Origin of the sequence: Ammonicoccus luteus (genome assembly GCF_050880385.1) — a bacterium.
Taxonomy (GTDB): Bacteria; Actinomycetota; Actinomycetes; order Propionibacteriales; family Propionibacteriaceae; genus Enemella.
In genome coordinates this window covers 429,657-443,455 of the sequence record NZ_JBNZCI010000003.1, presented here as the reverse complement: position 1 = coordinate 443,455, position 13,799 = coordinate 429,657, and the positions used below count along the sequence as shown (strand labels likewise).

General features: G+C 68.0%; 15 protein-coding genes. 10 read left to right on the top strand and 5 right to left on the bottom strand.

Translation table 11 applies throughout. From position 1 onward, the window contains the following. Position 1: 1 nt before the first annotated feature. Positions 2-718 (bottom strand): helix-turn-helix transcriptional regulator, encoded by a 717-nt coding sequence (locus tag ACQ260_RS09890; RefSeq protein ID WP_432559293.1) that lies wholly within the window; start codon positions 716-718, stop codon positions 2-4. Between the two features lie 134 nt (positions 719-852). Here ACQ260_RS09890 and ACQ260_RS09885 point away from each other — a divergent pair, with 134 nt between their 5' ends. The 7 genes from ACQ260_RS09885 (at position 853) to ACQ260_RS09855 (ending at position 6,850) form a co-directional block, all read left to right on the top strand. After that, positions 853-1,737 carry an alpha/beta fold hydrolase gene (locus ACQ260_RS09885; RefSeq protein WP_432559255.1) on the top strand — a complete coding sequence of 295 codons (885 nt, stop codon included), beginning with the start codon at positions 853-855 and terminating at the stop codon, positions 1,735-1,737. Positions 1,738-1,746: 9 nt separating this feature from the next. Next, the gene (locus ACQ260_RS09880; RefSeq protein WP_432559254.1) at positions 1,747-2,454 is read left to right on the top strand and encodes an ABC transporter ATP-binding protein; all 708 of its coding nucleotides are present in this window, start codon (positions 1,747-1,749) and stop codon (positions 2,452-2,454) included. Continuing rightward, on the top strand, positions 2,451-3,218 hold the full coding sequence (locus ACQ260_RS09875) for an ABC transporter permease (protein WP_432559253.1): 768 nt from the start codon (positions 2,451-2,453) through the stop codon (positions 3,216-3,218). The genes ACQ260_RS09880 and ACQ260_RS09875 overlap by 4 nt, the downstream gene beginning before the upstream one ends. Continuing rightward, complete coding sequence (locus ACQ260_RS09870) at positions 3,206-4,132, top strand: COX15/CtaA family protein (RefSeq protein ID WP_432559252.1); 927 nt, start codon at positions 3,206-3,208, stop codon at positions 4,130-4,132. Before ACQ260_RS09875 ends, ACQ260_RS09870 begins: the two co-directional genes overlap by 13 nt. Before the next feature lie 120 nt (positions 4,133-4,252). After that, positions 4,253-5,152, top strand: a complete 900-nt coding sequence (locus tag ACQ260_RS09865) for a hypothetical protein (protein ID WP_432559251.1) — start codon at positions 4,253-4,255, stop codon at positions 5,150-5,152. Between the two features lie 136 nt (positions 5,153-5,288). After that, positions 5,289-6,080, top strand: a complete 792-nt coding sequence (locus ACQ260_RS09860) for a hypothetical protein (RefSeq protein WP_432559250.1) — start codon at positions 5,289-5,291, stop codon at positions 6,078-6,080. A gap of 176 nt (positions 6,081-6,256) precedes the next feature. Beyond that, a complete protein-coding gene (locus ACQ260_RS09855) occupies positions 6,257-6,850 on the top strand; it encodes a class F sortase (protein ID WP_432559249.1) in 594 nt (197 codons plus the stop codon). Positions 6,851-6,874: 24 nt separating this feature from the next. On the opposite strand, the gene ACQ260_RS09850 is transcribed toward ACQ260_RS09855, so the two are convergent. Further along, positions 6,875-7,810, bottom strand: a complete 936-nt coding sequence (locus ACQ260_RS09850; RefSeq protein WP_432559292.1) for a heme o synthase — start codon at positions 7,808-7,810, stop codon at positions 6,875-6,877. Between the two features lie 205 nt (positions 7,811-8,015). On the opposite strand from ACQ260_RS09850, the gene tkt reads away from it, so the two are divergent. Genes tkt through pgl form a run of 3 tightly spaced genes read left to right on the top strand, consistent with a single transcriptional unit; the run spans position 8,016 to position 12,112 of the window. Beyond that, a complete protein-coding gene (tkt, locus tag ACQ260_RS09845; protein WP_432559248.1) occupies positions 8,016-10,205 on the top strand; it encodes a transketolase in 2,190 nt (729 codons plus the stop codon). Positions 10,206-10,251: 46 nt separating this feature from the next. Further along, positions 10,252-11,355 carry a transaldolase gene (gene tal, locus ACQ260_RS09840; RefSeq protein ID WP_432559247.1) on the top strand — a complete coding sequence of 368 codons (1,104 nt, stop codon included), beginning with the start codon at positions 10,252-10,254 and terminating at the stop codon, positions 11,353-11,355. A 37-nt stretch (positions 11,356-11,392) separates the two neighbouring features. Next, entirely contained in the window at positions 11,393-12,112 is a 720-nt protein-coding gene (gene pgl, locus ACQ260_RS09835) for a 6-phosphogluconolactonase (protein ID WP_432559246.1), read from the top strand. Positions 12,113-12,127: 15 nt separating this feature from the next. Here pgl and ACQ260_RS09830 read toward each other — a convergent pair whose 3' ends face one another. From ACQ260_RS09830 to tpiA, 3 genes are all read right to left on the bottom strand, one after another. Further along, positions 12,128-12,484 carry an RNA polymerase-binding protein RbpA gene (locus tag ACQ260_RS09830; protein ID WP_432559245.1) on the bottom strand — a complete coding sequence of 119 codons (357 nt, stop codon included), beginning with the start codon at positions 12,482-12,484 and terminating at the stop codon, positions 12,128-12,130. Between the two features lie 126 nt (positions 12,485-12,610). Next, a complete protein-coding gene (gene secG / locus ACQ260_RS09825; protein WP_432559291.1) occupies positions 12,611-12,856 on the bottom strand; it encodes a preprotein translocase subunit SecG in 246 nt (81 codons plus the stop codon). A gap of 173 nt (positions 12,857-13,029) precedes the next feature. After that, positions 13,030-13,788 carry a triose-phosphate isomerase gene (gene tpiA, locus ACQ260_RS09820; protein ID WP_432559290.1) on the bottom strand — a complete coding sequence of 253 codons (759 nt, stop codon included), beginning with the start codon at positions 13,786-13,788 and terminating at the stop codon, positions 13,030-13,032. Positions 13,789-13,799: the final 11 nt, after the last annotated feature.

Sequence of the window (13,799 nt, the reverse complement as noted above, 5' to 3'; positions counted from 1 at the left end):
GTCAGGCCTTCTTTCGGATGGTGTCGGTCGGGACAAAGACGTGGCGGCGATCCGGATGCGGCACGTGCGTTGTGCACACCCCGTCACCGTGGGCGATGGTCGCCAATCGTTGCACGTGGACTCCGAGCAGCTGCGAGAACAGCTCGGTCTCCGCCTCGCACAGCTGCGGAAATGCCTGCGCGACGTGCGAGATCGGACAGTGGTGCTGGCACAGCTGTTCACCGGCCAGGGCCGGCTTGGTCGAGGCCACATAGCCGTCATCGCTGAGGGCTTCGGCCAACGCATCGACCGGGCTGCCGTCGGGATCGACGGTCCGCAGCTCGCGATAGCGCTTCTCGACCTGCGCGATTCGCGTGCGGGCCAACTGATCCAGCGCATCCGTGCCCATCGCACGGGTGAGCTGCGCCAGCGCGGCGATCGCGAGGTCGTCATATGCCTGGTGGAACGACGCTCGCCCCGCTGTCGTCAGCGCGAACTCCTTGGCCGGTCGTCCGCGTCCGCGCTGACCGCGGACGCGCTGATCCTGCGCCACCAGATCTCCCCGCTCGACCAGCGCCGACAGGTGCCGACGGATGGCGGCCGGGGTGAGCTCGAGCCGATCGGCCAGTTGAACAGCCGTCGACGGACCGTGCTCCATGATCGACTGCAGGACGCGCTGGCGCGTGGAGGCGTCATCGTCTGCCGCCCCCGCTTCCATTGCGGCGGCGGGACGTGGCATGATCGCGTCCGTTCGCTCCTGCATGAATTTCACAACACTATTGTTGCGTTATTTGTTCCGGGGTCAAACCCGAGGGGGTCCGTTTTGGACACCGGAGAGCGATTCCGTGGCCGGAGAGCGCTTGAATGGGCGCCGTGACATCCTCCGAGAGCCCGGTCCCACGTTCCGATGGCCACCCGCACGCCGCCGAGGACCCCGCGGCCCGCTCGGTGTGGTTGGCGGACGGTCGGCGGATGGGGTACGCGGAGTTCGGCGACCCGAACGGCGTGCCCGTCCTTTTCTTCCACGGCACGCCGGGGTCGCGGTTGTCGGGCGCGTTGCTGGCCGACCATGCCGAGGCCGCGGGCGTACGCCTGCTCGCACCCGATCGCCCCGGGTTCGGTCTCTCCAGCTTCCAGCAGGGCCACGGACGCCTCGAGTGGCCCCTGGACGTGGTGGAGCTCGCCGATGAGTTGGGCATCGAGCGATTCATCGCCCTGGGGTGGTCGGCCGGCGGGCCGTACGCACTCGCCTGCGCCGCCGTGCACCCCGACCGGGTGAGCGCCGTCGGGGTGCTGGCCGGAGTGGACAAACTGCGCCATCTCCATCCCAGGCTCGTCAAGAACCTGCTGAGCCTCCGCGTCGTCGGCGGGAACCCGGACCGGTGGTCCGATGCCGTCTCCCGGGCGTGGGTCCGGACCAAGAAGGCCGCCGGGAGCAGCATCGAGGCGACCCAGGCCGCCGCCTCGACGATCGCGGCGGGAATCCGGGAAGGGGTGCGGGAGAGCACGGTCGGCGTGCTCCACGAACTCCGTCTCCTCTCCCGCGACTGGGACTTCGACCCGGCGGACATCGCGGGAGTGCCGGTGCGGTTCTGGCACGGGCTCGACGACGCACTGATCTCGACGCGGCACGCGCGGACGCTGGCGGCGCGGATCCCGGGAGCCCAGGCGACGTACCTCCCCGAGGCCGGCCACGTGACCTTGCTCACCGTGCACGGCCGCGAGATTCTCACGGAACTCCGGAGATTGGCCACATAGACTGTCGGGGTGTCCGAGCCAGCTCTGGAGATCGATCGGATCTCCCTCAGCCGCGGCGGTCGAGCGATCCTGAACGAGCTCAGCCTGACCGGCGAAACCGGCCGGATCACCGCTCTCCTCGGCCCCAACGGCGCCGGCAAGACCACCACGATCCGCTGCTGCACGAGCCTGCTCACCCCCGATGCCGGGACGATCCGGATCCTCGGCAAGGACCCGTCGGCCGCCGCCGCCCAAGGCCTGGTCGGCGTCATGCCCCAGCACACCGGCGCCTGGTCCGGGATCCGCCCGCTGGAGTTGTTGCGCTATCTCGCCGGCCTGCACGCCCACGCACTTCCGGTGGACGAGCTGGCGGCGGAGCTGGGGTTGGATTCCTTCGCGAGTACGCCGTATCGCCGCTTGTCAGGGGGCCAGCAACAGCTCGTCAACCTCGCCGGCGCACTGATCGGGCGGCCCGCCCTCATCTTTCTCGACGAACCCAGCGCAGGCCTTGATCCCCATGTTCGCCGCCGCGTGTGGGACCTGCTGGGTCGCCTGCGGGCGGCCGGCCTGTCGATCCTGTTGACGACACATTCGATGAGCGAGGCGGAAGCGCTCGCAGACCACGTGTGGATCATCGATCGCGGCCGGGTCACGGCGTCCGGCACCGTCGGTGAACTGACGGCGACCCAGTCGCTGGAGGATCTGTTCCTCGAGGTCACCTCCGGAGATGCCCCATGAGCACGACGCTCGACTTCTCCCCCGCGCCGGGCGCCGCTCCGGCCGCCCGGCGCATCCTGACCCACGCCCGCACCGAGGCAACCCTGCTGATTCGCAATGGCGAGCAGTTGTTGCTGGCGCTGGTCATCCCGATCGGCATCCTCATCGGCGGCCGGTTCTTCGGCAGCCGCCTCGGCCTGGACCTCAGCGTGACGGCCCCGTCGGTCCTCGGCTTGGCCGTTCTTTCCTCTGGCTTCACCTCCCTGGCGATCAGCACAGGCTTCGAGAGGCGCTATGGCGTGCTCGAGCGACTCGCAGCCACCCCCCTCACCCGCACCGGCCTGCTGGTCGGGAAGGCGGTCGCCCTCCTCTGGGTGACAGGTGGCCAACTGGTGATCCTCGCCGTGGTGGCGCTCGCGCTGGGCTGGCGGCCGGTCTTCCACCCGCTCGCCGCACTCGTGGCGATCATCGCGATCGGGCTGGGACTGGTGGCGTACGCAGCGTGGGGACTCGTGCTCGCCGGAACGCTGCGCGCCGAGATCACGCTTGCGCTCGCCAACCTCGTCTATCTCACGCTGCTGGCGGCCGGTGCCGTGCTGGTGCCGGTCGCCAACTATCCGGGCCCGCTGCGGGCGACCGTCGAACTGGTGCCGACCGCGGCGCTCGGCGAGGCGCTGCGCGGGGCCTCCACAGGGACACCGCACTGGTGGACCCTGTTCGTCCTCCTCGTCTGGGCAGCGCTCGGACTGGTGCTTGCACGAAAGGTGTTCCGATGGATGTCCTGACGACCGGAGGTTCCTCCGTTGCCCCCGACTCCACGGTCGATCGCGGCGACAAAGGCTGGAAGACGCTCACGGCATGGTCCATCGCCTCGCTCGTCGGCAACATGGCGCTCATCCTCACGGGTGCCTTGGTGCGCCTCACGAAGTCCGGGCTCGGCTGCCCCACTTGGCCGAAGTGCACCGACGAGTCGTTCATTCCGGTGGGGATGGGGCTCCACGGGGCCATCGAGTTCGGCAACCGGCTGCTGACGTTCCTTCTGGTGGCGCTGGCGATCGGCACGTTCATCGCTGCCCTGTGGGTGCGGCACAACGGGCAACGCCGGCCGGACATCGTGCGCCTGTCGGTGATCGCCGCGCTCGGCATCCCCGCCCAGGCGATCATCGGCGGCATCACGGTGCTGACCCAACTCAATCCCTATGTCGTGGGCCTGCACCTGGTCGTGTCGGTGGCCCTCATCGTGATCCTCACTCTCCTCGTGCGGCGCGCCCGCCGGATCGGGCCGCGGCCTGCAACGCCACTGGGCCGACGCCTGGTCACCGCGAGTTTCTGGCTGATGATGGTCGTGATCGTGCTCGGCGTGCTCGTGACCGGCTCGGCCCCGCACGCGGGTGATGATGCCGCGATCCGCACGGGCTTCGACGTGGAGACCGTGGCCAAGATCCACGCCTGGGTGCTCTGGGCGACGCTCGCCGTCACCGCCGCCGCGTGGTGGGTGACCCGCGCGCGTCAGGTCGGGTGGCTGATCATCGCGTCCCTGTTCCAGGGGCTGGTGGGCTATTTGCAGTACTTCAACGGTCTTCCCATCTGGATCGTCGCGTTCCACATGATCGGCGTGGCGGTCATTGCTGCCATCGCCGGAAACATGTATTGGGCGCTGGGCACCAGGCCCCGCGAACACGTCGTGACCTCGCCGTGACACATAACTCTTGAGTCAAGGTCGAGAGTTTCTCGACCGAAAAGTCGACTCGGGCCGACAAGATCGTGATCGACGGCCCCGCCGCGTCTCCTTCCCCGGACTCGACGAAAAGAGATCACGATGCGCAAGCCCCTGAAGTCCCTTGCTGCTGCCACCGGCGCGGCATTCATCCTGGCGGCCGGTGCTGCGACCACCGCGTACGCCGCCCCGGCCAATCCCGACGGCACCACAGCCGGCGCGGAAGCGGTCCTGCACACCGTCGAGGATGGCGATGTTGCTCCTTACTGGACCGACATGATGGTCACCGCTCCGGGCAACGCCGGGACCCGCACCCAGACCTCCCCGTGGTCCTGCGGCAAGCTGCGCATGGACGGATGGGCGGATACGGCCAGCGCCGGCCAGTGGCGCGTCGCAGTGGGCGCCAGCTATGCCCTGCCGGTCGGCACGAACTTCGTGCTCCTCGCCGAAGGTGAGGGTTGGTCCGTTGCACCGTTCGAGGAGTTCGAGAGGTTCGGCACCCCGGGCGCCAACGTCTCCGTCGCCGATATGGCGGCACCCGAGGACGGCAGCCATCCTGCCTACACCTGGATCGCTGATCAGGACTCGGTCGACGTCACCTACTTCCCGGCCGAGGAAGGCGGGCCCAGCGCCATTCTCGTCCAGCTGACCGAGGGCATGGCCGCCAATGAGTACTTCAATCTCGCCTTCACGACCGCCATCGACCCGGCGCACTCGGCCGATGCGCCCGTGACGCTGCGCAACCTTGTGACCACGAATGTCACCTGCGAAACGCCGGAGCCCGAGCCGACTCCGACACCGACACCGACCCCGACGCCCGAACCGTCTATTCCGACGACCGGGCCGACCCCCGACGTCACGCACAAGCCCGCCAAGCCTCCGGTGAAGCACGTCAACTCCGGCGGGGTCGAAACCGGCGCCAGTGGCATCGCTGCCATGGCGTTGGGTGCTACGGCCCTCGGCGGTCTGGCCCTCTATGGCCGGAACCGCGCTAAGAAGTAACCCAACCGTGACACATAACTCTTGAGTCAAGGTCGAGAGTTATGTGCTGAAAAAACCTGTTTGAACCGACAGGATCAAACACAGGCGGAAAGCTCCGCCGCGTCTCCTTCCCCGGACTCGACGAAAAGAGATCACGATGCGCAAGCCCCTGAAGTCCCTCGTCGCCGCAACTGGCGCGGCGTTCATCCTGACCGCCGGCGTCGCGGCCCCCGCCCTCGCCGCCCCTGCCGATCCGCTCGGCACCAGCGAAAACGTGACCGTGGATCCGCAGGGCTTCCACGCGCTTGACATGCGCTACACCTTCCCGAGCGGTGGCGACACCCGCGGCTCAGGACCTTGGTCCTGTGGCCTGGCCCGGATCGACGGCTGGTCCACCGCAGGGAACCCGCAGTGGCGTCTCGCGTTCGGTGCCGCCTATGACATGCCCGACGGCTTCCTGGTGTCGATCCCCGCGAGCAGCAGCAACTGGACCATCGACGAATGGGAGGGCGACTTCGCCGGCTATGGGGCCGCCGGCACGAACCCGTCCCGGATGAACACCGACCCCACGTTTGACCTGTACGACGACACCAACCGCCAGTACAGCTACATGACGGGCCAGGCAGAGCGGGTGCACGTGACCCGCGCCGGCGACTACATCAATATCGACGTCGACAGCATGGCCAAGGATGAGTACTTCAACCTCACCCTCACCGGCACCCCGGTCGGTGACGTGTCCGACGGCGACTCGCTGAGTGCTACTGCCTCGGTGTTCGCCAGCTGCGAGGTCGAGGATGCCGCCACCGAGCCGCCCGCCTCGCCGAAGCCGCCGAAGAAGGTCAACTCCGGTGGTGTCGAAACGGGCGCGAGCGGACTCGCTGCGATCGCCCTCGGTGCGAGCGCCATCGGTGGCCTCGCGCTCTACGGGCGCAACCGCGCCAAGAAGTGACGCCCTGAGGCATCACAACTGACCCGCCACGACGGCCCGGGCGCTCCTGCAAAGGGGGCACCCGGGCCGTCGGCGTCTTCCCGGGCAGTACCCCGGCGAGTCACCGTGCGGCAACAATTCCGCGACGCTCCGTGGCGCTCCACGCCATACGGTGAGGCCGGCGTCACACTTGGTCCGTGCCCAGCGTGAAGAAGCCCTCCACTCGCCGCGCTCAGCCCAGCCCTTACAGCTATCGGATCAGCGCGGTCCTCGTCACGATCGTCGTGGTCGTCATCTCGTCGATCGTGTTGACGTCGTACGCCCAGGCGCGCCGGATCCCGGACAATGCGGGCGGCCCCAGCGCACCGACGGTCACGCGGATCCCCAGCCTCGGTCTGAGCGTGCCGACCTCACCCATCGTGGAGCAGGGCGCGGTGCTCGATCCCCCAGCCGATCCGCAGCGTGCGGGGTGGTGGGCCAGCGGGGCGCTGCCGGGCTCGAAGGAGGGCAGCGTCGTGATCACCGCGCACAAGTTGCATGGCGGCGGCGGCGCGTTCGACACCCTGGCCAAAGTCAAACGCGGCGCGCTGGTCACCGTCGACACCCAGGCGGGGGTCCAGAACTACGAGGTCGTGAGCATCGCCAACTACGACCGGGACGAGTTCGCCGAGAAGGCGGATGATCTCTTCCGCACCGACGACACGCCGCGGCTGGTCCTGATCACCTGTTACGACTGGAACGGCGATGACTGGAACGGCAACACCGTGGTGATCGCCCGCAGCAGCGCGTGAACCGGACCGCTGGCGGGTCCTGAATCAGAAGATCAGCGGATCGATCGCGGCGGCCAGGAAGACCAGCGCGAGATAGCTGTTGGACCAGTGGAACAGCCGCATGGGCTTGAGCGCCGCATCCGTGGCACCGGCGCGAGCCCGTCGCAGCAGGTTCACGGCCTCGACGAGGAAGACGGCACCGCTGAGGCCGGCGACGGCCGGATAGAGCCAGCCGGTGCCGGCTGCCGGCCACAGCGTCAACGACACCGCGACCATAAGCACCGAATAGATCAGGATCCGCAGCGCAACCCGCGGTGCGGACATCACCACCGGGAGCATCGGCACACCGGCGTTGGCGTAGTCCTCCCGATAGCGGAACGCCAGCGCCCACGTGTGCGGCGGGGTCCACAGGAAGACGATCAGGAACAGGATCAGCGGCGGCAGACCGATCGACCCGGTCACCGCCGTCCAGCCGATCAGCGGCGGGAAGCAGCCCGCGATGCCGCCCCAGACAATGTTCTGGGACATGTTCCGCTTGAGCCACATGGTGTAGACGAGCACGTAGAACGCGTTCGCCGCGAGAGCCAGGAACGCCGACAGCCAGTTGACGAAGAACCCGAAGAGCAGCGTCGCGGCGACGCCGAGCACGATCCCGAACATCGTGCCGTGCAACGGCTGCACTTGGTGGCGCGGCATCGGACGGCGACGCGTGCGCCGCATTTTCTCGTCGATGTCGCGATCCAGCACGCAATTGAAGACGTTGGCGCTGCCTGCGGCGAGCGTGCCGGCGACAAGGGTCCAGAGAACCAGCATGAGGTTGGGCACCCCGCCGGCCGCGAGGAACATCGCCGGCGCTGTGGTGACCAGGAGAAGCTCGATGATCCGAGGCTTGGTGAGGGCCACGTAGGCCTTGACGACGTCGACCCACGTGGCGGCCTCAGCCGGGGTCGATGCAGTCAGCGGAGTGGTTTCGACCTGCAAGCGGGACACAAGACCTTCTTCGACTTCCGGCGACACGGGATCTCCGGGCGCAGAGCGATCCCGGGTGACCGTGGCAGTCTACGCCAGCCCGCCCCCTGACAGGGGAATTCATGTCACCGATCGGGCATTCAGGCGGAGCCCCACCGGAAAGGCCGTGGCAGTAGGGTGTGACTTGGTGCACCCGGCCAAGCGCGGGGTGAACCGCATGGCGCCGCAATCGAGAGGAATTCGCGTGACTGCAAGCACCTACCCGGCCGGCTGGACCGAGCTCGACACCCGGGCCGTTGACACCGCCCGCCTCCTGGCAGCGGATGCAGTGCAGAAGGTCGGCAACGGCCACCCCGGCACCGCGATGAGTCTCGCGCCCGCTGCGTACTTGCTGTTTCAGAAGGTGATGCGCCACAACCCGAGCGACACCGAATGGCCCGGCCGCGACCGGTTCGTGCTGTCCTGTGGCCACTCGTCGCTGACGCTGTACAACCAGCTGTATCTCGGCGGCTTCGGCCTGGAGCTGGACGACCTGAAGGCGCTGCGTACTTGGGGTTCGCAGACCCCGGGGCACCCGGAATATCAGCACACCGCGGGCGTCGAGACCACCACGGGCCCCTTGGGCACGGGCGTCGCCAACGCGGTCGGCATGGCCATGGCCGCCCGGCGCAAGCGCGGCATGTTCGACCCGGACGCCGCCCCCGGCCAGTCCATTTTTGACCACGAGGTCTATTGCCTGGCGTCCGACGGTGATCTGCAGGAGGGCGTGTCCAGCGAGGCTTCCTCGCTAGCGGCCACCCAACGCCTCGGCAACCTGACCCTTATCTGGGACGACAACCGCATCTCGATTGAGGACGACACCCAGATCGCCTTCACCGAGAACGTGTCCGCCCGTTACGCCGCCTATGGCTGGCATGTCCAGACGGTCGACTGGGTCGGTGACGGGGAGTACGCCGAGGATCTCGCTGCCCTCAACGACGCGCTGGAGGCCGCCAAGCAGGTGACCGACCGTCCCAGCTTCATCCAGCTCCGCACGATCATCGCGTGGCCCGCCCCGAAGCTACAGGGCACCGGAAAATCCCACGGCGCGGCCCTCGGCGACGAGGAGGTCGCTGCGACGAAGAAGATTCTCGGCTTCGACCCCGACCAGAGCTTCGAGGTCAGCGACGAGGTCATCAAGCACACGCGCGGGCTGATCGAGCGGGGCAAGCAGGCGCAGGCGGAATGGCAGCAGCAGTTCGACGCGTGGCGCGCGGCGAACCCCGAGCGCGCCGAACTCTTCGACCGGCTTGGCGGCCGCACGTTGCCGGAGGGCTGGGACGCCGACCTGCCGGTCTTCGAGGCCAGCGAAAAAGGCGTGGCGACGCGGGCGGCCTCGGGCGAGTTCCTGACCGCTGCAGCGAAGACGTTGCCGGAGCTGTGGGGCGGTTCGGCCGACCTCGCCGGCTCCAACAACACCTCGCCGAAGGGCGAGCCGAGCTTCCTGCCCGAGGACCGTCAGTCGGAGATGTTCTCCGGCAACGAATACGGCCGCGTCCTCCACTTCGGCATCCGCGAGCACGCCATGGGCGCGATCATGAACGGCATTGCCCAGCACGGCAGCACGCGCGTGTATGGCGGCACATTCATGGTGTTCTCGGACTACATGCGCCCGCCGGTCCGGCTCGCGGCGCTGATGGGTCTCCCGGTGACGTATGTCTGGACCCACGACTCCGTCGGCGTCGGCGAGGACGGCCCCACTCACCAGCCGGTCGAGCACCTCAGCGCTCTGCGCGCGATTCCCGGGCTCGATGTGGTCCGTCCCGCTGACGGCAATGAGACAGTGGCCGCGTGGCGCACGATTCTGGACCACACCGACCGACCGGCAGCGCTGGCCCTCACCCGGCAGAACGTGCCGACGTTCCCGCGTGGCACCGACGGTTTCGCCGACGTGGCCGGCGTCGCCAGGGGTGGGTATGTCCTGAAGGACTGTGCCGGGACCCCCGACGTCGTCCTGATCGCGACGGGTTCGGAGGTGCAGTACGCGGTCGCCGCCGCCGAACGACTCACGGCCAAGGGCACGCTGGCCCGGGTGGTGTCCATGCCGTGCCGGGAGTGGTTCGACGAACAGGATGACGCCTATCGCGAGTCGGTCATCCCGCCGAACGTCAAGGCCCGGGTCAGCGTCGAGGCCGGCATCGCGATGTCCTGGCAGGACCTGCTCGGCGATGCCGGGCGCAGCGTGAGCCTCGAGCACTACGGTGCTTCGGCGGCGGGGAGCCTCCTGTTCGAGAAGCTCGGCTTCACTGCTGACGCGGTCGTGGCGGCCGCGGAGGCATCCATTGCTGCCGCCCGCACGCCCACCGGTGCCCTCCCCCGCCGTGCCGCGGGGCGGGTCGGGACCGCGGACCGACACGTGGTGGACTGATCCCGAGCCCACGCACACCCATCCATCGGATTCCGTGAGGAGAACCATGAACCCGCGCCTCAAGAACCTTGCCGACGCCGGTGTCTCGATCTGGCTGGACGACCTGTCCCGTCAGCGGCTGACCTCAGGCAACCTGGCCAGGATGGTCACCGAGAGCTCGGTGAGCGGCGTCACCACCAACCCGACCATCTTTGCGGCCGCGCTCGCCCAGGGCGACTCCTATGACGAGCAGGCGCGCGAGCTGAAGGCTTCCGGCGCCGACCTCGATGCGACCATCAAGGCACTCACCACGACTGATGTTCGGGATGCCTGCGATCTGTTCGCCGACATCTATGCGAACTCCGGTGGTTACGACGGTCGGGTGTCGATCGAGGTCGAGCCGGGCCTTGCACGGGACACCGCTGCGACAGTGGCTCAAGCCGAGGAACTGGCCGGGATGGTGGGCCGGGACAACGTGCTCATCAAGATCCCCGCGACCGTCGAAGGGCTGCCCGCGATCACCGCGACGATCGCCAAGGGCATCTCCGTCAACGTGACGCTCATCTTCGCTCTGGACCGCTATGACGCGGTGATCGATGCCTACCTCACCGGTTTGGAGCAGGCGGCCGAGAACGGCGTGGATCTCTCCACGATCCATTCCGTTGCCTCGTTCTTCGTCTCCCGCGTGGACAGCGAGGTCGACAAGCGCCTCGAGGCCATCGGCACCGACGAGGCACGGGGTCTCAAGGGCAAGGCGGGAGTCGCCAACGCGCGGTTGGCGTACGAGCTCTATGCGAACCGGTTCGCCGAACCCCGCTTTGAGGCGCTCAAGGCCAAGAGCGCGAACCAACAGCGCCCGCTGTGGGCTTCGACGGGTGTCAAGGATCCCGCCTATCCCGACACGATGTATGTCGCGGACCTCATCGCCGCGCCCTGCGTGAACACCATGCCGGAGAAGACGATGCAGGCGTTCGCCGACCACGGCGAGGTTGCCGGCGACACGATCTCGGGCAACCTCGACGATGCCCGTGCCACCATGGCTGCGCTCGCATCGGCGGGGGTCGACATGGCAGATGTCGTGCAGGTCCTGGAGGACGAAGGCGTCGACAAGTTCGTGGTGAGCTGGGACGAGCTGGTCGTCACGGTCCGAGGTGCGCTGGACCGTCTGTGAACGGACCAGGACCGGCGAGCTGACAGGAAGGACGTCGATGGCCACCATCGTGACCTGCCAGGACCGGGCTGGAGTCGCACAGACCGTCGCGCGGCGGCTGGCGGCATTCGTGGAACGCCGTCAGATCGACCCGCGCCACGTCGTGCAGCTGTGCCTCACCGGCGGGCGGATCGCCAACGACGTCTATGGCGCGATCGCGCACGAGGAACCCTGCGGGATCGACTGGTCCCGGTTGGCGTTGTGGTGGGGCGATGAGCGATTCGTGCCGGCCGGCAGCCCCGACCGCAATGCGGGTCAGAGTCTTTCGGTGCTGGCACGCACCATCCCGCTCGACCGCACCCGGGTGCATCCCATGCCGTCGGCGGGCGCAGGATCCGACGATCTCGCCGGCGCTGCACAGCACTATGCAAGCGAGTTGGGTGACACCGAGTTCGACCTGTGTCTCCTGGGCATGGGCGAGGACGGCCATGTGGCGTCTCTCTTCCCTGGGCACCCGGCCTTCAGCCCGCAGACGACGAGACGGGTCGTGGGGGTCACAGACTCCCCGAAGCCACCACCGGAACGGATCTCCCTGACGCTGCCCGTCATCAACGCCAGCCGTGAGGTCTGGCTGCTGGTCGCCGGCCGGGAAAAGGCAGCGGCGGCCGCCCGGGCCATCAACGGGGACGCCACCCTCCCGGCCGGCCATGTCGCAGGCCGCGAGCGCACGGTCTGGTTTCTCGACCAGGAGGCTGCTGCCGAGATCGCCGACTCGTGAGGCCGACTCGTGAGGTCAGTAGATGACTTCGCCTCGTGCGCGCCGCTGGCGCAGCATCTCGAGGGCCTCTGTCAGAATCGCGTCCGCCTCCGAGTCGGAGCGCCGCTCCTTCACATAGGCCAGGTGGGTCTTGTAGGGCTGGATCTTCGGCGGAGGCGGCGGGTTCTCCGAATCCAGGTTGGCGGGGAGGCCGCAGCGCGGGCAGTCCCACTGCTCCGGCACCTGGGCGTCAGCCGCGAACGCCGGCCGCGTCTCGTGCCGGTTGGAGCAGAAGTAGGAGACATACAGCCGCGGCGCGGCATCTCCCCGTTCGGCTTCGCCCATGGGGCCGGCTCCGACACGGCTGCCACGAATGGCACTCCCACCTACCACAGTTGATCTCCCTCGATGGTTGGGCCGGCACCAGCCGGTCTTTTGTCCCGGCCGCACTGCCGGGCTTGTGTTGCCCCGAGGCCCTCGGGACGATGTTGTGGCCTGCTCGCGGATGGACCTTCCGGGTCAGGTGGTGAAGCGATAGAGCGCCAGCAGGCCGAGAATGCAGGCCAGCCAGATCAACCCGACGATGATCGTCAACCGGTCGAGGTTGCGCTCCGCGATCGAGGTCCCGCCCAACGCGGTCGACATGCCGCCGCCGAAGAGATCGGACATGCCACCGCCGCGACCCTTGTGCAACAACACCGTCAGCGCGAGCATGAGGCTGGTGATAACCAGCAGCACGGACAGCGTCACGATGGGCCACGACATGGCCAGGGGCGCAAGAATCACGGCGCAACTTTAACCCCCGGGCCCCCGATTCCCAAACATGCGCCAAGCGTCGGACGGGTCGAGTTGTCCGCACATGACAGAGCCGCGGTGTCGCGCTGGATTCTCCCTTGGAGAAACCCCGCCGGCGATCACCGCGGCTCGTGCGAGTGCGGTCAGGCGTAGAACATGGCGATCTTCGCGAACTCGTCGGCCTTCAGGCTCGCGCCGCCGACCAGGCAGCCGTCGACATCGGGCATGGCCATGATGTCGGCGACGTTGTCGCCCTTGACCGAACCGCCGTACTGGATCCGGACAGCGTCCGCGACATCGATATGCCGCTCCTCAGCGATGAACCGACGGATGGCCCCGCACACCTCCTGAGCGTCGTCAGGGGTCGCGACCTCACCGGTGCCGATCGCCCAGACGGGCTCATAGGCGATCACGATCGTGGCCAATTGCTCCGACGGCAGACCCCGCAGGGACCCCTGCACCTGCTCCAGGGTGTAGGGCACGTGGGCGCCCTCCTTGCGGATGTCGAGCCCCTCCCCCACGCACACGATCGGGATCATGCCGTGGTCCAGGACCTTGGTGACCTTCTCGCGCACGATCGCGTCGCTCTCGGCGTGGTACTGACGCCGCTCGGAGTGACCGACGACCACGTACTTGCAGTTGAGCTTGGCCAGCATCGCCGCGGACACCTCACCGGTGTAGGCACCGGAGTCGTGCGTGGAGACATCCTGGGCGCCGTAGCCGATGGGCAGCTTGTCCCCTTCGACGAGCGTCTGCACCGTCCGGAGGTCGGTGAACGGGGGGAGCACCACGACCTCCGACCGCTCAGCGTCGTGGTCGAGATCCTTGAGCGTCCAGGCCAACTTCTGGACCAGACCGTTGGCCTCGACATGGTCGAGGTTCATCTTCCAGTTGCCCGCCATCAGCGGCAGGC

What these genes read in the sequence shown, in the direction of transcription:
- ACQ260_RS09890 (WP_432559293.1), bottom strand. Translation starts at nt 718, where the DNA reads ATGCCACGTCCCGCCGCCGCAATGGAAGCGGGGGCGGCAGACGATGAC.
- ACQ260_RS09875 (WP_432559253.1), top strand. Translation starts at nt 2,451, where the DNA reads ATGAGCACGACGCTCGACTTCTCCCCCGCGCCGGGCGCCGCTCCGGCC.
- ACQ260_RS09870 (WP_432559252.1), top strand. Translation starts at nt 3,206, where the DNA reads ATGGATGTCCTGACGACCGGAGGTTCCTCCGTTGCCCCCGACTCCACG.
- ACQ260_RS09865 (WP_432559251.1), top strand. Translation starts at nt 4,253, where the DNA reads ATGCGCAAGCCCCTGAAGTCCCTTGCTGCTGCCACCGGCGCGGCATTC.
- ACQ260_RS09860 (WP_432559250.1), top strand. Translation starts at nt 5,289, where the DNA reads ATGCGCAAGCCCCTGAAGTCCCTCGTCGCCGCAACTGGCGCGGCGTTC.
- tkt (WP_432559248.1), top strand. Translation starts at nt 8,016, where the DNA reads ATGGCGCCGCAATCGAGAGGAATTCGCGTGACTGCAAGCACCTACCCG.
- tal (WP_432559247.1), top strand. Translation starts at nt 10,252, where the DNA reads ATGAACCCGCGCCTCAAGAACCTTGCCGACGCCGGTGTCTCGATCTGG.
- pgl (WP_432559246.1), top strand. Translation starts at nt 11,393, where the DNA reads ATGGCCACCATCGTGACCTGCCAGGACCGGGCTGGAGTCGCACAGACC.
- secG (WP_432559291.1), bottom strand. Translation starts at nt 12,856, where the DNA reads ATGTCGTGGCCCATCGTGACGCTGTCCGTGCTGCTGGTTATCACCAGC.
- tpiA (WP_432559290.1), bottom strand. Translation starts at nt 13,788, where the DNA reads ATGGCGGGCAACTGGAAGATGAACCTCGACCATGTCGAGGCCAACGGT.